The following is a 25585-nucleotide window of genomic DNA, read 5'->3' as shown; positions in this document are numbered from 1 at the left end:
GGCCCTCAGTCGTCGCTCGCGTCCGGGAACGCCTGCTGGCGGTAACCGCCGCGCAGCGTCCCCGTCAGGTAGGCAGCCTTGCAGGCCCGGCGGGCGATCTTGCCGCTGGAGGTGCGCGGAATCGAGCCCGCGGGCACCAGCAGCAGGTCCCGCACGGTCACCCCGTGCCGTTTGGCGATGGCGCCGCGGACCGTCTCGGCGATCGGCTCGGGATCGAGTTTGGCCGCCCCACTGCCCCTTTCGGCGACGATCACCAAATGTTCGGTGCCCGAAGCCCCTTCGAGCGCCGAGCCGGGTACCTCGTTGGCGCCCACCGAGAATGCCGCCACGAACCCGGGCCGCAGCGCGCCCGACGACTCCTGCGCCGACAGCTCCAGATCCTGCGGGTAGTGATTGCGGCCGTCGACGATCACCAGGTCCTTGACCCGGCCGGTGATGTACAGCTCGTCGTCGTGATAGACGCCGAAATCACCGGTGCGCATCCATTTCGCGTCCGGCGCGGCGCCTTCCGCGTGGCTACGGGCCTGCCGGTCGGTGAGCCGGTTGCCGAAGGTGGCCGCGGTCTCCTCCGGCCGTCCCCAATAGCCGATGCCCATGTTCTCACCGTGCAGCCAGATCTCGCCGACCTCGCCGTCGGGCCGCTCGGCCCCCGTCTCCGGATCGACGATGACCGCCCACTGCGAGCGGGCCACGTGGCCGCAGGACACTTGCGCCACAGCGTCTTCCGCGTCCGGATCCACCTCGACCATGCGGCCCGCGTTGAGTTCGCCGCGGTCGACGTAGACCACCTTCGCCTGGTCGTCCCGCTTGGTCGCCGAGACGAACAGCGTCGCCTCCGCCATCCCGTAGCAGGGTTTGATCGCCGTCTTCGGCAGGCCGTAGGGCGCGAACGCGTCGTTGAACTTCTGCATCGACGACACCGAGACCGGCTCGCTGCCGTTGATCAACCCGATCACGTTCGACAGGTCCAGGTCTTCCCCGGCCTTCGGACGCCCGCGCACCGCGGCGTGCTCGAACGCGAAATTCGGTGCGGCGGCATAGGTTCCGGCGCCGTCGGAGTGCGCGGCCAATTCCTTGATCCACCGGTAGGGCCGACGCACGAACGCGCTCGGCGACATGATGGTGATGAACTTGCCGCCGATGGCGGGCAGGATCACACACAGCAGACCCATGTCGTGGAACAGCGGCAGCCACGTGACGCCGCGCGTGTCCTCCTCGATGCCCAGCGCGTCGATCATCTGCAGCAGATTCGTCCCGACCGCGCGGTGGGTGATCTCGACACCGGCCGGGGTCCGGGTGGACCCGGAGGTGTACTGCAGATAGGCCACGCTGTCGATATTGATCTCGGGCTCGGACCAGCTCGCGCCGACACTGTCGGGGATCGCGTCCACGGCGATGATGCGGGGGCGCTGCGCGGGCGGCAGCGCGCGGAAGAATTCCCGCACCCCGGCCGCCGCCGAACTGGCCGTGAGGATCGCCGTCGGCTCGCAGTCCCCGAGCACCGCGTGCAGGCGATCGGTGTGCCCCGGCTCGTCCGGATCGAACAGCGGCACAGCGATATTGCCCGCGTACACGGCGGCGAACATGCCGACCACGTAGTCCAGCCCCTGGGGCGCCAGGATCGCCACGCGGTCACGCGGCCGCGTCACCTGTTGCAGCCGCGCGGCCACCGCCCGCAATCGCACGCCGAACTGCCGCCAGGTGAGTTCGTGATACTCCCCGTCGCGCTCGCGTGAATAGTCGATGTAGCGGTAGGCCAGCTCGTCCCCGTTCGCCGCGCTGTGCTTGTCGACGAAATCGATCAGGGTCGCGTCGCCCAGGATCTTGATGTTGCCTTGCTCGTCCAGATAGTCATCGAAGGTCTCGCCGATCATTCCCTATCCTTTTTCACGCACGTACCCGAGGTCGTGCGATGACCGAACACACAGATCGACACCGAAGCACGCGCAGATTAGCAGGCGCTCCGGCCGGGGCCGTTCAGTATCGTCCGAAAGCCAGGGACACGTTGTGCCCGCCGAATCCGAACGAGTTCTTCACCGCGTAATCGATGCGGCCCGACCGCGCCTGCCCGCTCACGACATCGAGATCGATCTCCGGATCGAGCTTGTCCAGATTGAGTGTGGGCGGGACGACGCCGTCGCGGATCGACAGCACGGTGAGCACCGCCTCCAGCGCCCCGACCGCCCCGATCGAGTGGCCGAGCGCGGATTTCGGCGCGTAGACCGAGGCGTGATTGCCGATGGACGCGTTGATCGCCTTCGCCTCGGCGGTGTCGCCGATCGGGGTGGCGGTCGCATGCGCATTCACATGTGTCACATCGGTTTTCGACAGACCCGCGGTTTCCAGCGCGCGGGTGATGGCCCGCGCCGCGCCCTTGCCCTCCAGGTCCGGCGCCACCAGATGGAACGCGTCGGAGGTGATGCCGGCGCCCATCAGGCGCGCGTGGATGGTGGCGCCGCGTGCCCGGGCGTGCTCCTCGGTCTCGATCACCATCATCGCGCCCGCCTCACCGAAGACGAAGCCGTCGCGGTCGGCGTCGAACGGCCGGGAGGCGCGCTTGGGTTCCTCGTTGCGCGTGCTCATGGCCCGCATCATGGTGAACGCCGCGATCGGCAGCGCCTGGATGGAACCCTCGACGCCGCCGGTGACGACCATGTCGGCGTCGTCCATCACGATCATCCGCCAGGCGTTCGCGATCGCCTCGGATCCGGACGAACACGCCGAGACCGGCGTCGTGATACCCGCTTTCGCGCCCAGCTCCACCCCGACCACCGCGGCCGCGCCGTTGGGCATGATCATCTGGATGGCCAACGGCGTCACCCGCCGATATCCGGCGTTGTGCATCTTCTTCTTGACGTCGACCAGCATCTCCGCGCCGCCGAGCCCGGTGCCGATCGCCACCCCGAGCCGTTCCCGGTCGACGTCCGGACTCCCGGCGTTGCGCCAGGCCTCGCGGCCGAGCACCAGCGCCATCTGCTCCACGTAGGAGAGCCTGCGGGTCTCCTCGCGGGTGAGGCCCTGCTCCGGCTTGACCTTCAGGTGCCCGCCGATGCGCACCGGCAACTCGAACTGCTCGATGAACTCGTCCTCGAGGACGTCGATACCGCTCTCACCGTGGAGTAGGCCCTTCCACGTCGAATCGACGTCGCCGGCGATCGAGGTGGTCGCCGCGAGACTGGTGACGACGACATCGGGGTACCTGCGACTGGAACTCGTCATTCTCGGCTCACTTTCGGTGGCAACACTGCGGTTCTGGGCAACACTGCGGCGAATACAAGCGGGAGTGACACCTGCCTCGAGCGCCCTGCCGAGGCGGGTCTAGATTATCGAGGCGAAGCCGACCGGCTCGGCCGCTGAACACACAGCTACCCGGTCGCAATTGCACTGTACCGGTTTCCATCCGCAACGTCTCACCCGCACAGCGAGGAAGGGCATCACCGTGGCGAGGAATCTGACGCAGCTCGAACTGCTCCTCGAACTCGAACCGGTCGCCGAGCAGAACGTCGATCGGCATCTCTCGATGGCGAAGGACTGGCACCCGCACGACTACGTCCCGTGGGACGAGGGCCGCAATTTCGCGGCGATGGGCGGGCTCGATTGGGAGCCGGGGCAATCACGGCTGAACGAGGTCGCGCGCGCCGCGATGATCACCAATCTGCTCACCGAGGACAATCTGCCCTCCTACCACCGCGAGATCGCCGAGAACTTCTCCCAGGACGGCGCCTGGGGCACCTGGGTCGGCCGCTGGACCGCCGAGGAAAATCGTCACGGCATCGTGATCCGCGACTACCTGGTGGTCACCCGCGGCGTGGACCCGGTCGCGCTCGAAAAGGCCCGGATGACGCATATGACGAACGGCTACAACGCCATGAAGCTGCTCCGGGAGAGTGGCCGGGTCACCAACGAAATGCTCGCCGACACCGGGTTACTGCACTCGGTGGCGTACGTGACCTTCCAGGAGCTGGCCACTCGCGTCTCGCACCGCAACACCGGCCGGGTGTGCGACGATCCCGTCGCCGACCGCATGTTGCAGCGCATCGCCGCCGACGAGAACCTGCACATGATCTTCTACCGCAACATGTGCGGCGCCGCCCTGGATCTGGCGCCCGACCAAGCGATCGAGGCGATCAACGACATCGTGCAGCACTTCCAGATGCCCGGCGCCGGCATGCCCGATTGGCGGCGCAACGGCGTGCTGATGGCCAAGCACGGCATCTACGATCTGCGCCAGCACCTGGAGGAGGTGCTGCTGCCGGTGCTGCGGAAGTGGAACGTGTTCGACCGCAATGACTTCACCGCGCGGGGCGACCGGGTGCGCAACGACCTCGGCGCGTTCCTCGACAAGCTCCAGCAGGACTGCGTGCGGTTCGAGGAGCAGCGTGACCGGGCGCTGGCGCGGGAGGCCCGCAAGCGGGAACTGGTGAGCGCCGAGGGGTGACGGATCGGGCGCGGCCGCAAGCGGACTCACCGCCTCCGTTCCCGATTGACGCCGCCGGTCCGGCCGTTCGCGCCCGCGCCCTCTGATTCCCCGCTGCCCGTGGCATTTCCGCCGCTCGCAGCCCGTTTTTCGGGCTCTTGGACGCACTTCCAGAACAGCCCCGCGAGCACGAATTACACGCTCGAGTTAGCTGGCGACGGCCCCCGATTTCCGCCCGTGAGCCGTCGCCCCGGCGTAAGAGACTGCCTCTCCGAGCATTTCGAATTGGTATCACAGCGAAAAAGCGCCGCAACACACATTGCCAGGAAATAGCCGTTCGGTGCACACTGTAGGCATGACTGCTCTACCCCGCGCTACTCGTGCCACGGATCGCGATTCCGTAGCGCTGATCGGCGCACCCAAGGACACCGTGCACTTCGAGTTCCGCGTCTCCGACCCGCAGCGCCTCACCAAGGTCCGCGAGGCCCTGGCCCGCATCCACGCCAACCACCACTGACGCCCACCCGCAACGCGCACAACTTCGGTACTTCCGGTCGGCCGCAACCGCCGCCGGAACCGCCCCCTGGCTCTCTCCCAGCCCGGCGCCCTGCGCCGGGCTTCGCCATTCCGAGCACCTTCGGACGTCCGCCCGCAGGTCGAGACGGCAGAAGAGGACAAGGGCACATACGGACAAGGACGTAAGTCTTCGTAGCCGACCACCGAGGTCACCACTTTCACGCACCGGCGATCAACGAGCTAACAGGCTCTCCATCATTCTCGATCTGCAAGGTATCCACGGGATATCTCGATCCCGAAATGCCAGTTGCAGCAGGAGAATTCGTGTCCACGCTCCGCCCCGCCCTCGCCGTCGCCGCAGTCGGCCTCGGGCTGCTCACCGCCTGCGGTGGCAGTCCGCAGCACCCTCCGACCGCGGATACCACGAGGCCCGCCGCCACCACCAGACTCCCCACACTCGCGCCTACCACCACAACTACATCGAGGGCCGCCATCGCCCCAACGCCGACACCCATCGTTCCCGCATTGCCTACCACAGCACCTCGCGCGGTCCAGCCGTCCGCTCCGCCGGCGCCCACCGTCCCCGCGTTGCCTACCACAACAGCTCGCGCGGTCCAGCCGCCCGCTCCGCCGGCGCCCGCTCTCCCCGCGATCCCACCACCCACCGCGGAAACACCCGGGTCCTATTACAGTTCCTGCAAAGAAGCCAAGGCGGCAGGCGCGGCCCCGCTACACCGCGGTGAATCCGGCTACCGGCCGGGCCTCGACCGTGACAACGACGGCGTCGCTTGCGAATAGCGCCTCGGAGCCAGGGTCAGCGAGCCGTTCCGGGCGGGCCGGTGATGATCGGGGTCAGGTATGTGCGGGCGAAGGTCGACAGGTCGGCGTCGGTGGATAGGTGGGCTACGCCTTCGGGGGCGAGGACCATGGAATGGACGATGCGGCAGACTATCTCGGCGCGGGTCATGAGGTCCGGTGAGGGCTCGAGCAGGCCGCGCTGGACTGCCGCGTCGAGTGCCGCGGCCGTGGCGGAGACGCACATGGCGAAGGTGGTGGCGCCGTCGACGGTGAGTTTCATGACGACGCGCTCGGGCTCGACGGCCAGCATGCGCTCCACGAGCGGGTTGGTGCGCCAGCGCGTGACCACGGTGACGAAGACATCGGCGACCAGATCCGAGATGTCGTCGTGCCGCTCGGGAATCTCCGCGAGCTCGGTGAGTACCGCGGCGACTTCGCGATTGATGACCGCTTGGACCAGATCGTCGCGCGAGCCCATCCTGCGATAGACCGTCACGCGGTCCACGCCCGCCTGGCGGGCGACATCCTCGATCGTCGTCTTCTTGACACCGACCTTCTGGAATTGGATCAGCGCCGCATCCAGGATCCGAGTCTCGCTCTCGTCCACGGCATCGACGCGGCTCAGCGAGGGTTTCGATGCGGTGGCCACGGCTTCAACGGTAGCAGGCACGACGCCTCCTGCAACAAATCAGTCCGATTTGTTGCCGCAACATTGCAATGGATTTTGTTGCGATGTACGGTCTGGGCATGGTTGTACAGGTCGGCCCGGCGGAGCATCGCTACCGCGACGAAGCACACGCGATCAACGCGCGAGACGTTCACTTCGACTTCGACTCGGTGCCGATGCATTACATTCCGGGCGAGGTGCTGGCCACCCACATCGTCAACGTCATGCATCTGGTCCTTCCGGAGGGCGAGCGGGCCATGGCCGAAGCGCTCAGCGAGGCGCTGCCGCAGATCGAGGACGAGCGGCTGCGCGAGGCGGTGCGCGGTTTCGTCGGCCAGGAGACCATGCACGCCGGCAGTCACGAGGCGGCGCGCAAGCATCTGCAGTCCATCGGCCTGGACGTCGACTCCTACATCGACAAGATCTCCTGGCTCGTGGACCGCCTGCTGGGCGGCCACGGTCTCACCGGCCGCGCCGAGCAGGAGTGGTTGAAGGAACGGCTCGGGCTGTTCGCCGGCATGGAGCACTACACGGCCGTGCTCGGCGAATGGCTGCTCAACGCCGACATTCTCGAGGCCAAGGGCATGCATCCGGCGATGCTGGACCTGGTCCGCTGGCACGGCGCGGAGGAAGTGGAGCACCGCAGCGTCGTCTACGACGCGTTCATGCACCTCGACGGCAGCTACGCGCGCCGGGCGCGGACCGCCGTCCTGGCCGGCGTGACCCTGCTGCCGCTGTTCGTCGTCTCGGCGGGCTATCTGTACCGCAAGGATCCGTCGGCGGACAAGGGACGGTTCTGGGGGCTGCAATTCCTCAATGCCACGCGGCGTGGCGTCATCCCCAGCTGGACGGTGTTCCTCACCGAACTCCCGCGCTACCTGCGCCCCGGATTCCATCCGTCCCAGCTCGGCTCGATGGACAAGGCGCTGCGGTACCTGGCGCAGTCTCCGGCGGCCCGGGCGGCGAGTCACTGATGCACACCGTGCTGGCGGCCGAGCCGTCACCGAGCCTGCGGATCCTCGGCGGGGTCATGGACCTCTACAAGCGGATGTTCGTCAGCGGACCCACCGCGCCACTGCTGTCGCGGCCGAACCCGGTGCGCCGCAGTGGTTTCGACATCGAGCTGGCCGTGGCGGCGGTCGAGCGGCGCGCCACCGATGTGGTGAGCCTCGAGTTGCGGTCGCCCGACGGGTCGCCGCTGCCGACTTGGCGGCCCGGTGCGCACCTCGATCTGTTCCTCCCGTCCGGGCGGCAGCGGCAGTATTCGCTGTGCGGCGACCCCGCCGACCGGTTCCGGTACCGGATCGCGGTGCGCCTGATCCCCGGGGGCGGCGGTTCCCGTGAGGTGCACGAGGTGCTGAAAGCCGGTGACCGCGTGCGTGTTCGCGGTCCCCGCAACGCCTTCGCCCTCGTGGACGCGCCGTCGTATCTGTTCATCGCCGGGGGGATCGGCATCACGCCGATCCTGCCGATGGTCAAGGCCGCGAAAGCGCGCGGGCATCTGGTGTACACCGGGCGCTCCCGCGAGACGATGCCGTTCCTGGACGAACTGCCCGGCGCGGACGTCCGGCCCGACGACGAATGCGGGCCGCCCGACGTCCCCGCCCTGATCTCCCTCGCCAACCCCGGTGCGGCCGTGTACGTCTGCGGTCCGCCGCCGATGCTCGCCGCCGCCCAGAACTGCCTGTTCGACCTGAATCCCACCGGCTCCCTGCACACCGAGCGGTTCTCCGCGCCGCCGGTGGTCGACGGCAAGGAGTTCGACTTGCGGCTGGCGCACAGCGGCAAGACGATCCGCGTCGGGGCCGACGAGACCGCACTGTCCGCGATCCACCGCGAGCTCCCCGACGTCGCCTATTCGTGTCGGCAGGGCTACTGCGGCACCTGCGAGGTGCGAGTGCTGGCCGGAGCCGTCGACCATCGCGATCACACCCTCACCGACCAGGCCCGGCGCGACCGGATGCTGGTCTGCGTCTCCCGCGCCGCCGGGAACGAACTGGTGGTCGACCTGTGAATCCCACGACGGACACCGACGTCCGGACAGGAGGTGCGCCGATGACGGCATCGACGAAGCTCAGCGCCGCAACGACATTCGAGGTGCGCAACCCCGCCGACGGCGAACTCACCGGAGTCTATCCCGTCCACACCCGCGCCGAGGTCGACGCGGCCGTCGCCGCGGCGCACCCGGCCGGGACCTGGTGGGCCGCTCTCGGTTTCGCCGAGCGCGCCCGTCGCCTGGACGCGTGGCGCGGCGAGATCGCCCGGGACCGTGCGGGACTCGCCGAGCTGATCCATGTGGAGATGGGCAAGCCGGTGCCGGACGCCAAGCTCGAGATCGCCATGGCCCTGGAGCATCTGCGCTGGGCGGGCCGCCACGCCGAGCGCGTGCTGGGGCGCAGGTCGGTCCGTCCGAGCCTGCTCACCGCCAACCACGCCGCGAGCGTCGAATACCGGCCGTACGGCGTGGTGGGGGTGATCGGGCCCTGGAACTATCCGGTATTCACGCCGCTGGGCTCTCTGTCGTTCGCGCTGGCCGCCGGGAACGCCGTGGTGTTCAAGCCGAGCGAGTACACGCCCGGCGTGGGCCTCCGGCTGGCGGAGGCGTTCGCCCGGGTCGTGCCCGAGCAGCCGGTGTTCCAGGTCGTCACCGGGCTCGGTGAAACCGGAAACGCCTTGTGCCGCAGTGCGGTCGGAAAGATCGGCTTCACCGGGTCGACGGCCACCGGCAAGCGGGTGATGGCCGCCTGCGCCGAGAACCTGACCCCGCTGCTGATGGAATGCGGCGGCAAGGACGCGCTGATCGTCGACGCCGACGCCGATCTGGAGGCGGCCGCCGACGCCGCCGTCTGGGGCGGGCTGTCCAATGCCGGGCAGACCTGCCTGGCCGTCGAGCGCGTCTATGTGCACACGTCGGTGTACGAACGCTTCGTCACCGAACTGGTCGCGCGGGCCCGAGCCATCGAGGCGGGTACGCCCGGGTCGAAGATCGGTCCCATCACCATGCCCAAGCAGGTGGACACCATCCGTCGCCACATCGAGGACGCGCTCGCCCGCGGCGCGCGCCTCCTGCTGGGCGGAACCGAGGGCATCCGTGGGCAATTCGTGCAGCCGACCATCCTCGCCGACGTGCCGGAGGACGCCGCCGCGATCACCGAGGAGACCTTCGGCCCCACGCTGACCGTCACCCGCGTCCGCGATATGGACGAGGCCGTCGAGCTGGTGAACGCCGGATCGTACGGGCTGGGCAGCACCGTGTTCGCCCGGCGCGACGGTGAGCGAATCGCCGCGCGCCTCCGCGCCGGCGGGACATCGATCAACGCGTTCGTCGCGCACGCCACGATTCCCACACTGCCGCTGGGCGGTGTCGGAGGATCCGGGTTCGGCAGGGTGCACGGGCCGGACGGTCTGAAGGAATTCGCGTACGCCAAAGCCACTACGCGGCAACGCTTTCCGTCGCCGCTGCCGCTGACCACGTTCCGTCGTACCGAACGGATCGACGCCGTGGTCGACACCCTGGTGGCGGTCCTGCACGGAAGGGCCCGCCGATGAGTACCGAGCACACCCACATCGCCGTCGTCGGCGCCGGATTCGGCGGCCTCGGGCTCGCGGTCAAGCTCCGAGAAGCCGGTTTCACCGACTTCGTAGTTTTGGAGCGGGCCGCCGACCTCGGCGGAACCTGGCAGGCGAACACCTACCCCGGCTGCGCGTGCGACGTGCCCTCACAGCTGTACAGCTACTCCTTCGCCCCCAACCCGGACTGGTCCCGCACCTACGGCAAGCAGCGGGAGATCCTCGATTACCTCCGCGGGGTCGCCACCGAGCACGATGTGTTGCGGCACATCCGATTCGAGACCGAAGTGCTCGAGGCGCGCTGGGACGACGAGCACTCGGTGTGGCGCATCGAGACACCGCACGGGCGAATGACCGCGGACTTCCTGATCTCGGCCGCCGGAATCTTCGCGGAGGCCAAGTATCCCGAGCTGCCCGGCTTGGATTCGTTTGAGGGCAAGGCTTTCCACTCGCTGCACTGGGATCACGAGCACGACCTCACCGGAGAACGGGTGGCGGTGATCGGAACAGGCGCCTCCGCCGTGCAATTCGTGCCCGAGATCCAGCCGAAGGTCGGCAAGCTGCTGGTTTTCCAGCGCTCCGCGCCGTGGATCGTGCCTCGGATGGACCGGGCGACAGGGGCATTGGAGCGGTCGCTGCTGCGGCGTATCCCGCTGGCGCAGCGGGCCGTTCGCGGTGGCTGGTACGCGGCGATCGAGTCCTTCGGACTGATCTCCCTGGTGGACAAGCGTTTCCGGCACCCTTACGAGGCGCTGGGCCGCTTGCAGCTGCGGCGGCAGGTGCGCGACTCGGCGTTGCGCCGGAAACTGACCCCGGACTATGTGATCGGCTGCAAGCGGGCCATCTTCTCCGACGCCTACTTCCCCGCGCTGGACCAGTCCAATGTGGAGGTGATCACCGCGGGCATCGCCGAGGTGCGGCCGCGCTCGATCGTGCTGCGCGACGGGACCGAGCATCCGGTGGACACCCTCATCTTCGGCACCGGATTCACACCCATTCCCACGGTGTACGAGCGTTATGTCGGGCGCGACGGGCTGTCGGTGGCGGAGCTGTATCACAAGCAGCCGCAAAGCTATCTGGGCGTGGCGATCTCGGGCTTCCCGAACTTCTTCATGACACTCGGGCCGTTCGGCGCGGCCGGGAACCAGTCGGCGATCTATATGATCGAATCGCAGATCGCCTACATCGTCGACGCCTTGCGGACGGTGCGCCGCACGGGTGCGCGCCGGGTGGAGGTGCGCCCGAACGTGCAGGAGAAGTTCCTCGACGAGATGGCCCGGCGCAGTTCGAACAGCGTCTGGCTCACCGGTGGCTGCAAGAGCTACTACACCACGCCCGACGGGCTGAACGCCGGACTGTATCCCAACTGGAGCTTCGAATATCGCAGTCGTACAGCGAAATTCGACACACGATCCTACGAGGTGGCGCAATGACGGGTCGCTCGGCACTCGATCCCCGCTCCGTTCTCGCGGGGGCACGCGGACAGCTGGCGCGTGCGCTCGGAGATCGCCCGGACTATTCCGTGGCGGGCAAGGTCGTCGCGATCACCGGCGCGGGCCAGGGCATCGGCCGTGAACTCGCGGTATTGCTGTATCGCCGCGGCGCGTCGGTCGCGATCATCGACATCGACAAGGACGGCGCGGCGGCGGTGGCCGATCGGCTGGGCGTCCGTGCGGCCGCCTTCGCCGCCGATGTCGCCGACCGCGACGGGATGCGTGACGTGATCGGCAGGGTCGCAGAGGATTTCGGCCGTTTGGATGTCGTCGTGGCCAATGCGGGGGTGGTGCCGCGGCCCGCGACCCTGCGCACCATGGACGGCCGCGACTTCGACCGTGTTCTCGACATCAATCTCACCGGGGTGTTCAACACCGTGCGTCCGGCGCTGGATCATGTGATCGCCGCGCACGGGCACGTCGTGGTGGTGTCGTCGTGCGCCGCGTTCGCGCCCGGCATGGCCGGGTCGCCCTACATGATCAGCAAGGCCGCGGTCGAGCAGCTGGGCCGGGCGCTGCGCGTGGAACTCGCCGCCGTCGGGGCGAGTGCGGGTATCGCGTATTTCGGCGTCGTCGACACCGAGATGACGCACGACACCCTCGACCGTGACGACCTCGGCCAGGCCCTCACGGAGATGCTTCCCTGGCCGCTGAACGTCCGTATCACGGCCGGTCAGGCCGCCGAGGTGATCGCCGAAGGCATCGAACGCCGGGCTCCCCGCACCATCGCGCCCGCCGGCTGGGAGCTGTACGCGCTGTTGCGCGGGGCGATCAACGTAGTGCTGGACAATCGGCTGGCGAACGATCCGCGCATCCACGAGTTGGTGCGCAAGGTCGAGCAACGGGTGCGTGGGTGATATCTGTATGACTGCCCGCTTCGAAACCCTCTGTGCCGCTTTCCAGCACAATGCCGCGCAGGAGCCCGATGCGGTGGCGCTGCGCTCGCCGGGCGATGCCGCCACGCTCACCTGGCGCGAGTACGCCGATCAGGTGCGCGCGGTCGCCGCCGGACTGTCGGCGCTCGGGGTCCGCCGTGGTGACACCGTCGCGCTGATGATGGCCAATCGCATCGAGTTCTATCCGCTGGAGGTCGGCGCCCAACATCTCGGCGCCACTTCGTTTTCCGTCTACAACACGCTGCCCGCGGAGCAGATCGCGCACGTGCTCACGAATTCCGGTGCGCGCGTGGTGATGTGCGAGCCGCAGTACGTCGATCGGGTGCGGGCGAGCGGCGTGCCGTTGGATCGCATCGTCTGCGTGGACGACGCTCCGGCCGGAACGATGTCCGTCGCCGAGCTGATGTGTTCCGGCGCACCGGATTTCGACTTCGAAAGCAGCTGGCGCGCGGTTCGGCCCGACGACGTGGCGACCCTGATCTACACCTCGGGCACCACCGGGGCGCCGAAGGGGGTCGAAACCACCCATGCCAACCTGCTGTTCGAGTGTTATGCCGTCGAGGAGGTGCTCGGCATCCGGTTCGGCGACACCATCACGTCGTACATGCCCTCCGCCCACATCGCCGACCGGCTCACCGCGCTGTACTTCCAGCTCGTCTTCGGCACGCAGATCACCTGCGTCGACGACCCCGGCCGGATCGGCCCCGCACTCGCCGAGCTGCGGCCCACGATCTGGGGCGCCGTCCCGCGGGTGTGGGAGAAGCTGCGCGCCGCAATCGGTTTCGCGGTGGCGGCCGAGCCGGAGGCGACTCGCACCGCCATCGAGTGGGCACTCGGGGTCGGGAGCCGCTACGCCGAGCACAAGATCTCCGGTTCCCCCGTCCCCGCCGATCTTCAGGACGAATGGACTCGCGCCGACGAACTGGTGCTCTCGGGTCTGCGCGCCAAGCTGGGCCTGGACCGGGTCCGCTGGGCCCTCTCCGGCGCCGCGCCCATCCCGCGCGACACCCTCGCCTTCTTCGCCGGTCTCGGCATCCCCATCACCGAGATCTGGGGCATGTCCGAACTCACCTGCATCTGCAGCATCAGCCACCCCGCGCAGGCCCGGCTGGGGACGGTCGGAACGCTGCTCCCCGGCATGACGGCCCGCCTCGCCGACGACGGCGAACTCCTCGTCCGCGGCCCCCTTGTCATGAAGGGCTACCGCGGCGAGCCGGAAAAGACCGCCGAGGCAATCGATTCCGACGGCTGGCTGCACACCGGCGACATCATCACGATCGACGACAACGGTTATTTCACCGTCGTCGACCGCAAGAAGGAACTCATCATCAACGCGGCAGGCAAGAACATGTCGCCCGCACACATCGAGAACACCATCAAGGCCCACTGCCCCTCGATCGGCGCCATCGCGACCATCGGCGACGCCCGCCCCTACAACACCGCCCTCATAGTCCTCGACACCGAACCCGCCCAGGCCACCGACCCCGAACTCCTCGACCGAATCGCCCGAGGCATCGCCGCAGGAAACGCAGCCCTATCCCGCGTAGAACAAATCAAACGCTTCCGAATCCTCCCCGAATCCTGGGAACCAGGCGGCGACGAACTAACCCTCACCATGAAGCTCAAGCGCCGGGTGATCGGGGAAAAGTACGCCAAGGAGATCGAGGATTTGTACGCCCCCGATCCGAGCCCCGAGGTACACGAACCGAGTGCGCAGGAGGCGGCCACTAGTTGACGGACTATCGGGACGAGCTGGCGATCGCCCGTGCCGCGGTTGCCGAGGGTGCTGAACTGCTTGCCAGCGCCGAACGAGGGGCCGTTCATCTTAAAGGTGATCGCGACTTCGTTACTGATCTCGATCGACGTATCGAGGAGCACATCCGGGGGTTTCTCGATCGGGAGGCGCCTGGGGTCAGCTTTCTCGGGGAGGAGAGCGACGACGGTTCGGTCGACCCGGGGACAGGCCGGGTGTGGGCGCTGGACCCCATCGATGGGACGTCGAATTACGTCCACGGTCTACCGCTGTGCGCGGTGTCGCTGGGGTTGATTCAGGACGGTGTTCCGACGGTCGGTGTTGTCTCGGCTCCGTTTCTGGGGCTGGAATATTTCGCGGCGGAAGGTGGCGGCGGGTTCTGCAACGGACGGCGGATTCACGCCAGCGACTGCGGAAAGCTGCGTGATGCAATCGTTTCGATCGGCGACTACGCCACCGGTGCTGATGCCGAGCCGAAGAACGTGCGGCGCCTTGGCATTACGACGGCGCTGGCCGCCGGAGTCGAGCGCGTACGTATGTTCGGTTCGGCCGCACTCGATCTGGTGTGGGTGGCGGAGGGTCGTACCGACGCGTGTGTCAGCCTCTCCAACAAGCCTTGGGACACTGCGGCTGGCGTGGTCATCGCCCGCGAAAGCGGTGCAGTGGTAGTCGAACTGGGAGGCGGCGCACATAATTTGAGGTCGGACAGCACGATAGCCGTCGGTCGTCCGCTCGCGGCTCAGCTTCTGGGATTGATCGAACGGGTCGCGTAGCGGGCCTGGTAGAAGCGTCGCCGGTCGGCTTGCTGTTGCGTAACTCGCTGTCGCACTGTAACAACAGCGGCGCCACACAAAGCCCCAAAACGTCGCTTCGACAGGAAATTTCGTTGTCCCTATCGCGCACCGCCCTCGCCATCGCCGCTGTCGGGCTCGGCTTCCTCACCGCATGCAGCAACACCGTCACTCCCAACGCACTACCCGCGGAATCCGCAACCTCCAGCACCTCCGCAATCCCCTCGGCCCCGGAACCCACCACACTCGCCCCCGCCGACGGCCCCCTCGACACCAACGCCCCCGCAGCCGAACCACCCCCACCGGCCGCACCCCCACAACCCGCCGCCCCACCCGAACCCGCACCAACCACCACCCCACCACCTCCCGCTCCCAAACCCACCAAACCGCCCGCCCCAACCTCCACCCCGAAGCCCTATTACAAATCCTGCAAGGAAGCCAAAGCCGCAGGCGCAACCCCACTACACAAGGGCGACCCGGGCTACCGCCCAGGCCTCGACGGTGACAACAACGGCATCGCTTGCGAGAAGTGAGCGCGCAGTTCCCTCACCGCATCCAACTCGTCATAGAAAGCGAACGGCACTCGGACGCAGCAGAGGCCAGTCGGGTTCCCGGCCGTGGCTGTCGATCGGGCGCCGCCGGTAGAGCACTAGGTCGTGTCTCCTAATGAGGCCGGTTGATCGGCCCCGCTGCGCGGGCCCGATCATGCATCATGTTCGCTGTGGTGACGGTGGCTGGCGATCGGTATCGAGTCCTGACGGATAGGCAGTGGGAGCTGTTGGAGTTGCTGCTGCCGAAATCCGAAGGGCGCGTGGGTCGTAACTTCGGAGACAACCGCCGGGTCGTGGAGGGGATGCTGTACCGGCTGCGCACGGGCGTGCCGTGGCGGGATCTGCCGGAGGTGTTCGGGCCGTGGCAGACGGTGTGGAAACGGCACCGGCGCTACGCCGCCGACGGCACCTGGGACAGGGTGCTCACCGCGCTGCTGGCGCTGGCTGACACCACCGGCGATCTGGACTGGGTGGTGTCGATCGACTCGACGGTCGTACGAGCCCACCAGCACGCTGCCGGTGCCCGCACCGACGGCCCGGAGGGTGGGTTATGAACCGGCCGACCACGGGCTGGGCCGCTCGCGAGGCGGGCTGAGCACCAAGGCCCATGTCGCGACGGACGGCAGCGGTCGCGGTCTGGCCGTGTTGATCACGCCTGGGCAGGCTGCGGACTCACCCATGCTCCCGGCAGTGCTCGAGCAGTTGGCGGTACCCCGTCTCGAGGGCGGCCCACCCCGGCGCAACCCGGACACCGTGATCGCGGACAAGGCGTACTCCGCGAGGTCCAACCGGAACTTGTTGCGGCGCAGGCATATCCGGGCGGTAATCCCCGAACGCGCCGATCAGATCGCCAACCGCAAGCGCCGGGGACGTGCAGGCGGGCGGCCGACAGGTTTCGACACAATCGTCTACAAACGCCGCAACGTCGTCGAGCGCGCGTTCAACAAAGCCAAACACTGGCGCGCAGTCGCCACCCGCTACGACAAGCTCGCCACCACCTACCGTGGCGGATTCACGCTGGCCCTCATCGTGGAATGGCTCAAATCATTGGGAGACACAACCTAAGCCCTCGAACGAAGGGCAGGGTGGCTGTCGGCGCAATGGCGGATGTCACCATTTCGGGCGCATTTCAGTCGGGGCGTAACTTCCGGCGCAGAAGAGTCGATCTGCTGAGTGTTCGCTGCTCGGGTTGGCAGCAAACACCACATTCGTCATATCTGACGCCGGAAGGAAGGTGGTTTCATGTCGAGCACGTCCACCATCGACCGAATCAATATTATTGCGAACAAGCTGCGATCGTCACAAGCGGCGATAGTCACCGAGGAGGCAACCAAGAATGCCTTGGTGATGCCTTTCATTTCACAGGTTCTCGGCTACGACGTGTTCGATCCCTCGGAGGTTGTGCCGGAGTTCGTGGCCGATGTGGGCACCAAGAAGGGCGAGAAGATAGATTACGCGATCAAGCGGGAGGGAGTTATCCAGATACTGGTCGAGTGTAAGAAGATATCCGAAACGCTCAGTATCAATCACGCATCTCAGTTGTATCGGTATTTTTCGGTCACATCGGCTCGCATCGCCATACTCACCAACGGTCGCGAGTACCAGGTCTTCACCGATGGCGACAGGCCGAACGTGATGGACTCGAAGCCGTTTCTCGTGTTCGACCTGCTCGACATGGACAAGGTACTCGTCCCGGAAGTAGCGAAGCTCTCCAAGGAATCGTTCGACCTCGACTCGATCCTCAGCGCCGCTGAAGAACTCAAGTACATCGGTCAGATCAAGCGCCTGATCGCCGCCGAGTTCAAGAGCCCATCGGACGAGTGGGTCCGATTCTGCACGGCGCGAGTATACGAAGGAAAGGCCACCCAGCGGATAGTCGAGCAGTTTCGCACGCTGACAGCGAGGGCAGTGGCACAGTACATCGCAGATCAGGTGAGCGACCGACTGAACACCGCATTGCGCGACAATGACAGTGCGGTTGTCGCCACTCCTGCACAGCCAATTCACACAGCACCGTCTTCACCGCAGGACTCGGCTGTTCCGAGCAAGGAGGCAGATATTGTCACCACGGAGGAAGAGCTGTATGGATTCCATATCGTACGGGCCATACTCGCCAAGGATGTAGACCCCACCAGGGTCTCCTACCGAGACGGGAAGGCATACTTCGCGATCCTCCTCGATGACAACAATCGCAAACCGATCATACGACTTCATCTCAACGGCAAGTCCGTAAAGTTTATTACCACCTTCGAGAACGGCAGAGAAGGGGAACGCCATGACCTCGGCACTGTCGTCGACCTGTACCGCCATGTCGACAAGATCCGTGCTACGGCAGATCTTTACACACTGTCGCCCCGAAGCAACGATGTATCAACCAGTGTGCAGCCGGTCGGATCCGAAGGCCCGGGATCGGGTTCGTGGTGACCCGCGAGCCCGGCGGGCGAGTAGTGCGTGGCGGTGGGGTAGCGGGGCCTTAGCGGTACCCAGGGCTGGGAAGGTGCTGGGTGTGGGAGGGGTGGGATAGAGTCCAAATCCCCCAGTTGCCTGCGACTGGTCGTCAACCCCGCTGCCCAAGGTCACCTTCTCTCCGATCCCGCATCCGCCCGGCTACCGAACGGTGAAGAATGACAGATCTGTGGGGTGTTGCGGAGTGACGGAATACATTGCTGCTGTCAACAACTCGATGATGAGATCGGACCATGAACGGGGGCCGGTGGTGGCTAAGCCGATACCGGATGCTCGGCACCGCTCGGTCGCCGACTCGGCCTAGTAGACGAAGACACCGGAAATACCATGCACAACAGGATTTTTCGCGCCGTTGCGGTAGCTGCTGTCACGAGTGCGCTCATGTCCCTCGGTATCGTATCGGCCCATGCGGACCCGGGCGATCCCACCTCGGCCAGTCGGGGAGTCCGCCCGGATCGCAGTCCGGTCGACAGCCAATTCCTGGACAAGAGCCATCTGAAGGATGCCGACCATGTGCGGCAGGATGCCGCCATCCAGTTGGCGCACGCGGAGTGCGGGTGGCTGGACGCCAACGGCAATTCGGCCGCCAATCAGGTTCGGCTGGCGGAGAACCTCCGGGACTCGGTGGAGTATCCGTACACCTTCCTGGCGGCCACCATCGACACCTACTGCCCGTGGCATCAACTACAACGGCCCCACGGCGGCTGAACCAGCCCACGACGACTCACAACCCGCGCAGCGCCGCCAACACCTCGAAGGCGACGTTCGCGGTGCCGTACAGCGCCCGAATCTCCACCGCCGCGGCCTCGCGGGTGTTCGGATCCTGTAGCGCCAGCCCGTTCCCGAAGACGACGACGTTGTATCCCAGGTCGACAATCCGCAGCAGCGGCCTGGTCGCGACCCCTTGACCCGCCAGCAGATCCAGCCCTTCCCCGACGAAATAGAGCCGCCACAGCGGTCCGAGATCGCCGCCGTACACGGCCTTCGTCAGGTCGACGATCACGAAACCGGCCGAGGCGATACCGTCCACGATCTTGAAGAAGTCGCCCGCGTTGTCGGGCCGGGTACGCACTGCCGCAACGGAATACGCCAGATCGACGGTGAGATGCGCGTTGTACCCCACCATCGCGAGCCGAGCGGCCGAGATCTCGCACTGCCGAGCGAGGTCGAAGTACGGCGCCCAGTGTGGCTCGACCACGCCGCCGCCGAACTCCGCGTGCACGTTGACCAGATAGCGGCGTAGCAGCTCCAGGCTGATCGCATGGGCGTAGTCGGCGTCGGCGAACGCCGCGGGGTCGCGCTGCATCGGCATGACCGAGAGCTGCTCGACGGCGTCGAGACCGAGCGAGAACACGCCGCGCCGATCGCCGTGCGCCACCAGGATCTCCGTGATCCGCCGATGCCGCTCGACCGCGTCCTCCAGCCGAGGCAGCGGCGCTCCGGCCAGCGTCGACGTATCGGAAAGCGCGGTGATGGTCTCGATCTCGGAATCCGAGAGCGGAGTGCCACACGCGACGGCCGGAACACCCGCACCGAACGCGGCGGCGGGCGCCACACTCACCGCGAGGACACCGGCCAGGACGACTATCAGGCTTCGAATTGCCCCCATGGGGGGAGCCTAGGGCATGAGGAGGTGGCTCGCAGGGTCCGCGAAACGCGACTCGACCGACCTGCGCAAGATCGGTCAAGCGCGGGCTCACCTGCACGTACCAGACTGTCAACCGTGACCAACGGACGTGACCGCCTGCGCGAACTCCTCGACGCCGTTCTGGACGAGGACAACGCCACGCTGAGCGCGATGGCCCAGCACGCTTTCGCCTCGCCCTACCACTTCGCCCGCCAGTTCTCCCGCGGGACCGGGGAATCGCCGGTCGCGTTGCGGCGCCGGGTGTTGCTGGAGCGGGCGGCGTGGCAGCTGAGTACCGGCTCCTCCGTGACCGACGTGGCGTTCGCGGCCGGCTACGACTCGGTGGAGGGTTTCAGCCGGGCCTTCAGCCGCGCGTACGGGCATCCGCCCAGCGCCACCTCCGCCACCGCGCGGCGCCACTGGCTGACCGCGGCGAACGGCATTCACTTCCATCCGCCGATGTCGCTGTGGGTGGAGCGGGAACCGAAAGGCAGGCACGACATGGACCCGACCTCGCTGCTCGTACACCACGATCTCGACGACACCCGGGCACTGTTGCGGCTGGCCGGCGGCCTCGACGAGGAGCAGTACCGGCGCGACCGGGGCCCCCACGCCGTGCTCGACTGGGACGGCCCGGACGATTCGATCGCCACCGCCCTGGACCACCTGATCTGGACGAAGGAGGCCTGGCTGGCCTCCATCGACGGCGACGACACCCCGCACCGGCAGCCCGACGACCTGCCGACCCTGATACGCCGGCTCGACGAGGTGGGTCCGCGCTGGCTCGAGACGATCCGCGGCATCGACCGCCGCGGCGGCTGGGGCGACACCCTCATCGACGCGCTGTGCGAGCCGCCCGAGAGCTTCGTGCTGGGGAGCGTCGTCGCACACGTACTCACCTTCTCCGCGCACCGCAGGCAACTGGTCCGGCATTGGCTGCGCGGCGAATTATCCGGCAGCACAACAGAAATAGACAGCGGCGACCCCATCATGTGGCTACGAGAGCGAGGCTGACCATGCCCTACACCACCTACTACACAGCGACCACCCTCGACGGTTTCATCGCGACACCCGACCATTCATTGGACTGGTTGCTGTCACGCATCGTGGAGGGCGACGGGCCGATGGGCTACGACGAATTCATCAAGGACATCGGCGCGATCTGTATGGGCGCCAGCACCTATCAATGGGTTCTCGACAGCGGCGAACCCTGGGTCTACGACATGCCCGCATGGGTCTTCACCCACCGCACGTTCCCGCCCCGCACCGACGCCGATGTGCGCTTCACGCAGGACCCGGTGCCCGCCGTGTACAAGGAGATGGCGGAGGCGGCCGGCGCGAAGAACCTGTGGGTGGTCGGCGGCGGCGACCTCGCCGGTCAGTTCGCCGATCACGGACTCCTGGACGAGGTGTGCGTCTCCATCGCACCCGTCACCCTCGGCGCGGGCGCGCCCCTGCTCCCCCGCCACATCGAGCTGAAGCTCACCGAGTTGGCGACCAACGGCGAATTCGCCTGTGCCCGTTACGCGGTGGTGCGGGACTGACCCCCGCGAAATTTGCTGTGTCGCAACAATATTTGTGGCCCAGCACAAACCGCTTACCCGTAGGACCGGTCGTTGGTTAGCATCCGCCAGATGAACCATAGCTCGGTACGGGCGGGTACGCAGACGCCCACGTTCGCGAAGGTCGTCCTCGCCGTATTCGCTGTCGTCGCCGCTCTGGCCGTGCCGTTCACCGCGGCCCCGCGGGCCCACGCCGCCGGGACGGTGGTGTGGGAGACCCGGGTCAGCGACCGGATCCTCGACTTCGGGGTGTCCTCACCGAATCTCGACGCACCGATCAAGGTGGTGCGTCTGGTGGTGCCGCCGGGATGGTCGAAGGACGCCACACGGACCTGGCCCACCGTCTGGGTGCTGCACGGCGGATTCGACGATCACAAGTCCTGGACCGACAAGGGCAACCTGGAGGCGCTGACGGCGGGCTCCGACGCCATCTTCGTGCTCCCCGAAACCAGTTGGTGCAGTGCGTATTCCGACTGGTACAACGGTGGCCGGGGCGGCGCTCCGGCGTGGGAGACCTACCTGACCGACGACCTGCGCACCATCCTGGAGAACCAGTACCGGGCCAGTGACGTCCGGGCCGTCGCGGGCAACTCCATGGGCGGACTGGGCTCGATGAAGCTGGCCGCCGCCCACCCGGGGATGTTCCGGTCGGCGGCGTCGTTCAGCGGCAACGTCGATCCGCTGCACGCCTCCGGCGCGCCCGGCGAACCCGACAAGCCGGGCCAGGGCTGCGGCGCCAACTGGAAACTGGTCTGGGGCGACTACACCGTGCCCAAAGAGCTCGAGGTCTGGCAGGCCAACGACCCCTATGTGCAGGCCGACAAGCTCACCGGCATACCGCTGTTCGTCTCCTACGGCCGCAACGATCTGGTCGAACAGGGCGCCTACGAACAGAACTACCGCTTCGTCGACCGCCTGCAACAGCTCGGCGCCACGGTCGACGAACGCTACGAGCCCGGCCAGGGCCACAACTGGGACGCCTGGACGGCCCAGATGCGCAATGCCCTGCCGATGCTGCTGAATTCGGTGGTCGGCTGAGGGCGGCTACATCTCCGGCAGCCGGTCGCCCTGCACCAATTCCATGTCGAGGTCGATCTTCACGGTGGTGCCGACCGCGGCCACGCCCGCCCGCACCACCGCGTTGTAGTCGATGGCGAAATCATCACGGCGCAACAGGGTTTCGGCGTGGAAGGCGGCGCGCACGCCACCCCACGGATCGGGGCCGTAGCCGCCGTAGGTGAGGGTGAGATCGATCGGGCGGCGCTCGCCGTGCAGTTCCAGCTCGCCCGCCATGATCCAGCTGTCGGCGCCGGTGCGGCGCAGGCCGTTACCGGTGAATCCGATGACCGGATACCGCTCCACGTCGAGAAAGTCGGCCGTGCGCAGGTGGTCGTCGCGCATGCCGACGCCGGTGTCGATGCTGGCCGCCTTGATCTCGGCGTATCCCGTTGTGTGCTCGAAGTTCTCGGCGACGTCCAGCCGCCCGCCGACATCGGCGAAGCGGGCCTTGATGCTCGCGATGCCGAGGTGGCGCGCGGTGGCGACGACCGTCGAATGCACCGGGTCGATGGTCCAGGGACCGGCGGGCGGCAGCTCGACCGAGCCCGCCTCCGGCTCGAGCCGGATGTCCCCGAGTGTCCCGGCGCCCGCCTCGGACACGCGAGCGATCTGCGCGATCGGCCTGTGGCCGGGCGCGGTGACCACGGCGGTGTGCATGCCGGCGGGCAGTGCCTCGGTGGTGGCCGCCCCCGTCTCGTCGGCCACCGCCCGAGCCAGCTGCCGGCCGTCGAGGCCGGTGACGGTCAGTACCGCCCCGGCCACGGGCCATCCGTCGGCGTTTCGAATCTGTGCGGTCAATCCACTCATGACAGCTCCACATGCTGGTCGTCGTAGCCGAGGCGCACGTCGTGGTCGACGTCGCCGCCGCTGACGTGCACCCGGCCGGTCACCGGCGGGTAGCCGCGGGCCACGACCGTGTAGTCGCCCTCGGGCAGGTCGGTCACGCAGTAGCGGCCCTCGGCGTCGGTGCGGGCGGAGCCGACCGCGGTTCCGCTCGCGTCGAGCACCGTGACCTGCGCGTCCTGCACCGGCCGTCCCGCGGCCCGGACCGCGCCGGACAGCCGCGCCATGGACGCCAGCTCGACGTCGAAGCGCAACTGGCCGCTGTCGGGGATGGTCAGCGTGGTCGCCGTGGGCCGCATGTGCGGGGCGACCGCGACGAGGGTGTAGGTCCCGGACACCACGCCGTGGCAGACGTATCCGCCGTCGGCGGCGGTGACGGCCGCGCCGACCACATCGCCGCGCAGGTCGGTCACCGTCACCGTGGCGCCGCCGACCGGCTCGCGGCGGCCGGCGGTGCGCACCGTGCCGGTCAGCTCGCCGGAACCCTGCAGCGTCAGATCCAGGTGCTGCGGGCTGCCGTCGACGGTGACGTTGACGGCCGTGGGCTGATGCCCGCTCGCCGACACGATCAGCACGTAGCCGCCGGGTGTGGGCGGCTCGATGGTGTAGGTGCCGCCGCCGTCGCCGGTGGCACGCGAAACCTGATGTCCGCGTTGGTCGATCAGGGTCAGCGCCGCACCGGCCACCGCCCGGCCGTCCTCGCGGCGAACGCGCCCGCTGATCGAGCGCCCACCCACGGAGGCCGTCGCACGAGGCGTCGAGATCGCCGACACCCGGTGCGCCACATGACCGTTGGCGACCGCGTGGCGGCCACCGGTGGCGGCGAGCACCGGTTCGGGTTCGAAGATCACGGGCGCGGGGTCCTCCCGGACCCGGTCCACGGTCCGTTCGGGCTCGGCCCGGTTCGCCGCCGCGACGGGCTCGACCTCGACCGGCACGGCGGCGGCCGCCGCGCTCTGATCCGTTGTGGCATTGTCCGTTTCGGGTTTCGGCTGGGCCGTCGATGGGTCCTGCAACGGAATCTCCTTCATGAACATGAGCACGATGCATGCCAGCAGGGCCACGGCCGCGCCGAGGAAGAACACGCCGTGCATCGCGTTGGTGAAGCCGATCAGGATGGGCTCACGCACCTGGTCGGGCAGCGCGGCGATACCGGCGGTGTCGGCCTGCAACTGGTCGAGCTTGTCGGTATCGAATCCGGCGGGCAGCCGTCCGCCGAAGGCATCGAGGATCTTGGTCGGCAGCATGTTGAACAGGATCGTCAGGAACACCGCCACCCCGAGCGTGCCGCCGACCTGCCGGAAGAAGGTCGCCGACGCGGTCGAGACGCCCATGTCCCGGCGCGGTCCGGCGTTCTGGGCCGCGATGATCAGGGTCTGCATGCAGAAGCCCAGCCCGAGGCCGATGATGCCGCCGAAGATCAGCGGCTGCCACAGCGGGCTGTCGAATTTCACCTGGGCGTAGAGCAGCGCGCCGATCGTGATGATGAAGGTGCCGAGCACGGGCAGGATCTTGTAGCGGCCGGTGCGCTTGGTGACCTGACCGGCGATCACCGAACCGCTCATGATGCCCAGCACCAGCGGCAGCATCAGCAGACCCGCCTCGGTCGGCGAATATCCGCGCACCACTTGGAGATACAGCGGCACCATGGTGATGGAGCCGAACATGGCGATGCCGACGATGGTCCCGCCGCCGATGGCCACCGAGAAGGTGGAGTTCTTGAACAGCCGCAGCGGGATCAGCGCGGAGTCCTTCATCACGGCCTCGATGACCAGGAACAGCACCAGCCCGACCGCGCCCACGCCGTAGCAGAGCAGCGCCTTGCTCGAGTCCCAGCCCCAGCTGCGGCCCTGCTCGGCCACGATCAGCAGCGGCACCACGCAGATGGCCAGCGCGACCGCGCCGAACCAGTCGACGCGCAGCTTCTGCCGCTGATGCGGCACATTGAGCACCTTCGCCACCACGAGCAGCGCGAGCGCGCCGACCGGCACGTTCACCAGGAACACCCAACGCCAGCCGTCCAGGCCCCACAGGTGGTCGTAGTCGGAGAACAGCCCGCCCAGCACGGGGCCCAGCACCGTCGAGGTGCCGAACACCATCATGAAGTAGCCCTGATAACGGGCGCGCTCCCGCGGCGGGACGATATCGCCGATGATGGTGAGCGCCAACGACATCAGGCCGCCCGCACCGAGACCCTGGAAGGCACGGAATCCCGCCAGCATGTACATCGAGGTCGCGAATGTGCACGCCGCCGAGCCGATGACGAACAGCGCGATCGCGGTGAGGTAGAACGGCTTTCGGCCGTAGATGTCGGCGAGCTTGCCGTACAGCGGAGTGCTGATCGTGGCCGTGATCAGATACGCGGTCGTCGCCCACGCCTGCTGATCGAAGCCGTGCAGGTCGTTGGCGATCCGCACGATCGCCACGCTGACGATGTTCTGGTCGAGCGCGGCCAGGAACATGCCCAGCAGCAAGCCGGACAGAATCGTCAGAACCTGCCGGTGCGTCAGCGACGGTTGCGCACCGGCGTCCAGGACCGGCTGCGCCGCCGGTGCCCGGGTGGTCGAAGTTGTCAT

Annotated in this window: 22 protein-coding genes and 1 pseudogene; 17 read left to right on the top strand and 6 right to left on the bottom strand. The window is 67.4% G+C overall.

What is annotated here, in order from left to right; genetic code table 11:
* Positions 1-5 precede the first annotated feature (5 nt).
* Together fadD32 and ACFMRZ_RS28900 are read right to left on the bottom strand one after the other, a co-directional pair.
* Entirely contained in the window at positions 6-1874 is a 1869-nt protein-coding gene (gene fadD32 / locus ACFMRZ_RS28905) for a long-chain-fatty-acid--AMP ligase FadD32 (RefSeq protein WP_400181488.1), read from the bottom strand.
* Between the two features lie 103 nt (positions 1875-1977).
* Positions 1978-3219 (bottom strand): KasA/KasB family beta-ketoacyl-ACP synthase, encoded by a 1242-nt coding sequence (locus tag ACFMRZ_RS28900; RefSeq protein ID WP_280270977.1) that lies wholly within the window; start codon positions 3217-3219, stop codon positions 1978-1980.
* Between the two features lie 220 nt (positions 3220-3439).
* On the opposite strand from ACFMRZ_RS28900, the gene ACFMRZ_RS28895 reads away from it, so the two are divergent.
* The 3 genes from ACFMRZ_RS28895 (at position 3440) to ACFMRZ_RS28885 (ending at position 5731) form a co-directional block, all read left to right on the top strand.
* Positions 3440-4438 carry an acyl-ACP desaturase gene (locus tag ACFMRZ_RS28895; protein ID WP_400181487.1) on the top strand — a complete coding sequence of 333 codons (999 nt, stop codon included), beginning with the start codon at positions 3440-3442 and terminating at the stop codon, positions 4436-4438.
* Positions 4439-4772: 334 nt separating this feature from the next.
* Positions 4773-4934 (top strand): hypothetical protein, encoded by a 162-nt coding sequence (locus ACFMRZ_RS28890; RefSeq protein WP_280270975.1) that lies wholly within the window; start codon positions 4773-4775, stop codon positions 4932-4934.
* Between the two features lie 299 nt (positions 4935-5233).
* The gene (locus ACFMRZ_RS28885) at positions 5234-5731 is read left to right on the top strand and encodes an excalibur calcium-binding domain-containing protein (protein WP_400181486.1); all 498 of its coding nucleotides are present in this window, start codon (positions 5234-5236) and stop codon (positions 5729-5731) included.
* Between the two features lie 16 nt (positions 5732-5747).
* Here the strand turns inward: ACFMRZ_RS28885 and ACFMRZ_RS28880 are convergent, their stop codons facing one another.
* The gene (locus tag ACFMRZ_RS28880; RefSeq protein ID WP_400181485.1) at positions 5748-6380 is read right to left on the bottom strand and encodes a TetR/AcrR family transcriptional regulator; all 633 of its coding nucleotides are present in this window, start codon (positions 6378-6380) and stop codon (positions 5748-5750) included.
* A gap of 98 nt (positions 6381-6478) precedes the next feature.
* Between ACFMRZ_RS28880 and ACFMRZ_RS28875 the strand changes: the two genes are divergently transcribed.
* The 11 genes and pseudogenes from ACFMRZ_RS28875 (at position 6479) to ACFMRZ_RS28825 (ending at position 18626) form a co-directional block, all read left to right on the top strand.
* A complete protein-coding gene (locus ACFMRZ_RS28875) occupies positions 6479-7372 on the top strand; it encodes a metal-dependent hydrolase (RefSeq protein ID WP_280270973.1) in 894 nt (297 codons plus the stop codon).
* Positions 7372-8412 (top strand): PDR/VanB family oxidoreductase, encoded by a 1041-nt coding sequence (locus tag ACFMRZ_RS28870; RefSeq protein ID WP_400181484.1) that lies wholly within the window; start codon positions 7372-7374, stop codon positions 8410-8412. Before ACFMRZ_RS28875 ends, ACFMRZ_RS28870 begins: the two co-directional genes overlap by 1 nt.
* Before the next feature lie 41 nt (positions 8413-8453).
* A complete protein-coding gene (locus tag ACFMRZ_RS28865) occupies positions 8454-9947 on the top strand; it encodes an aldehyde dehydrogenase family protein (protein WP_400181483.1) in 1494 nt (497 codons plus the stop codon).
* The gene (locus tag ACFMRZ_RS28860; protein ID WP_400181482.1) at positions 9944-11401 is read left to right on the top strand and encodes a flavin-containing monooxygenase; all 1458 of its coding nucleotides are present in this window, start codon (positions 9944-9946) and stop codon (positions 11399-11401) included. The genes ACFMRZ_RS28865 and ACFMRZ_RS28860 overlap by 4 nt, the downstream gene beginning before the upstream one ends.
* Positions 11398-12318 (top strand): short-chain dehydrogenase/reductase, encoded by a 921-nt coding sequence (locus tag ACFMRZ_RS28855; RefSeq protein ID WP_400181481.1) that lies wholly within the window; start codon positions 11398-11400, stop codon positions 12316-12318. Before ACFMRZ_RS28860 ends, ACFMRZ_RS28855 begins: the two co-directional genes overlap by 4 nt.
* Before the next feature lie 7 nt (positions 12319-12325).
* Positions 12326-14092, top strand: a complete 1767-nt coding sequence (gene fadD11, locus ACFMRZ_RS28850; protein WP_400181480.1) for a fatty acid--CoA ligase FadD11 — start codon at positions 12326-12328, stop codon at positions 14090-14092.
* Positions 14089-14883, top strand: a complete 795-nt coding sequence (locus ACFMRZ_RS28845; RefSeq protein WP_400181479.1) for an inositol monophosphatase family protein — start codon at positions 14089-14091, stop codon at positions 14881-14883. The genes fadD11 and ACFMRZ_RS28845 overlap by 4 nt, the downstream gene beginning before the upstream one ends.
* 113 nt (positions 14884-14996) lie before the next feature.
* On the top strand, positions 14997-15434 hold the full coding sequence (locus ACFMRZ_RS28840; RefSeq protein ID WP_400181478.1) for an excalibur calcium-binding domain-containing protein: 438 nt from the start codon (positions 14997-14999) through the stop codon (positions 15432-15434).
* Between the two features lie 179 nt (positions 15435-15613).
* A pseudogene (locus ACFMRZ_RS28835) lies at positions 15614-16517 on the top strand (IS5 family transposase).
* A 177-nt stretch (positions 16518-16694) separates the two neighbouring features.
* Positions 16695-17876: a type I restriction endonuclease gene (locus ACFMRZ_RS28830; protein ID WP_400181477.1), complete on the top strand. Its 1182-nt coding sequence runs from the start codon at positions 16695-16697 to the stop codon at positions 17874-17876.
* A gap of 423 nt (positions 17877-18299) precedes the next feature.
* Entirely contained in the window at positions 18300-18626 is a 327-nt protein-coding gene (locus tag ACFMRZ_RS28825) for a DUF732 domain-containing protein (protein WP_400181476.1), read from the top strand.
* A 16-nt stretch (positions 18627-18642) separates the two neighbouring features.
* Here the strand turns inward: ACFMRZ_RS28825 and ACFMRZ_RS28820 are convergent, their stop codons facing one another.
* On the bottom strand, positions 18643-19527 hold the full coding sequence (locus ACFMRZ_RS28820; protein WP_400181475.1) for a DUF5995 family protein: 885 nt from the start codon (positions 19525-19527) through the stop codon (positions 18643-18645).
* Between the two features lie 114 nt (positions 19528-19641).
* Between ACFMRZ_RS28820 and ACFMRZ_RS28815 the strand changes: the two genes are divergently transcribed.
* The 3 genes from ACFMRZ_RS28815 (at position 19642) to ACFMRZ_RS28805 (ending at position 22145) form a co-directional block, all read left to right on the top strand.
* Positions 19642-20559: a helix-turn-helix domain-containing protein gene (locus ACFMRZ_RS28815; RefSeq protein WP_400181474.1), complete on the top strand. Its 918-nt coding sequence runs from the start codon at positions 19642-19644 to the stop codon at positions 20557-20559.
* A gap of 2 nt (positions 20560-20561) precedes the next feature.
* Positions 20562-21089: a dihydrofolate reductase family protein gene (locus ACFMRZ_RS28810; protein WP_400181473.1), complete on the top strand. Its 528-nt coding sequence runs from the start codon at positions 20562-20564 to the stop codon at positions 21087-21089.
* Between the two features lie 90 nt (positions 21090-21179).
* On the top strand, positions 21180-22145 hold the full coding sequence (locus tag ACFMRZ_RS28805) for an alpha/beta hydrolase (protein ID WP_400181472.1): 966 nt from the start codon (positions 21180-21182) through the stop codon (positions 22143-22145).
* A gap of 6 nt (positions 22146-22151) precedes the next feature.
* On the opposite strand, the gene ACFMRZ_RS28800 is transcribed toward ACFMRZ_RS28805, so the two are convergent.
* Complete coding sequence (locus tag ACFMRZ_RS28800; protein WP_400181471.1) at positions 22152-22973, bottom strand: YceI family protein; 822 nt, start codon at positions 22971-22973, stop codon at positions 22152-22154.
* Positions 22970-25585: an MFS transporter gene (locus ACFMRZ_RS28795; protein ID WP_400181470.1), complete on the bottom strand. Its 2616-nt coding sequence runs from the start codon at positions 25583-25585 to the stop codon at positions 22970-22972. The genes ACFMRZ_RS28800 and ACFMRZ_RS28795 overlap by 4 nt, the downstream gene beginning before the upstream one ends.

The organism is Nocardia sp. N2S4-5 (assembly GCF_044628355.1).
Taxonomy (GTDB): domain Bacteria; phylum Actinomycetota; class Actinomycetes; order Mycobacteriales; family Mycobacteriaceae; genus Nocardia; species Nocardia wallacei_B.
Note: the sequence above shows the minus strand (reverse complement) of the source record. Positions and strands in the feature narration are given on the sequence as shown.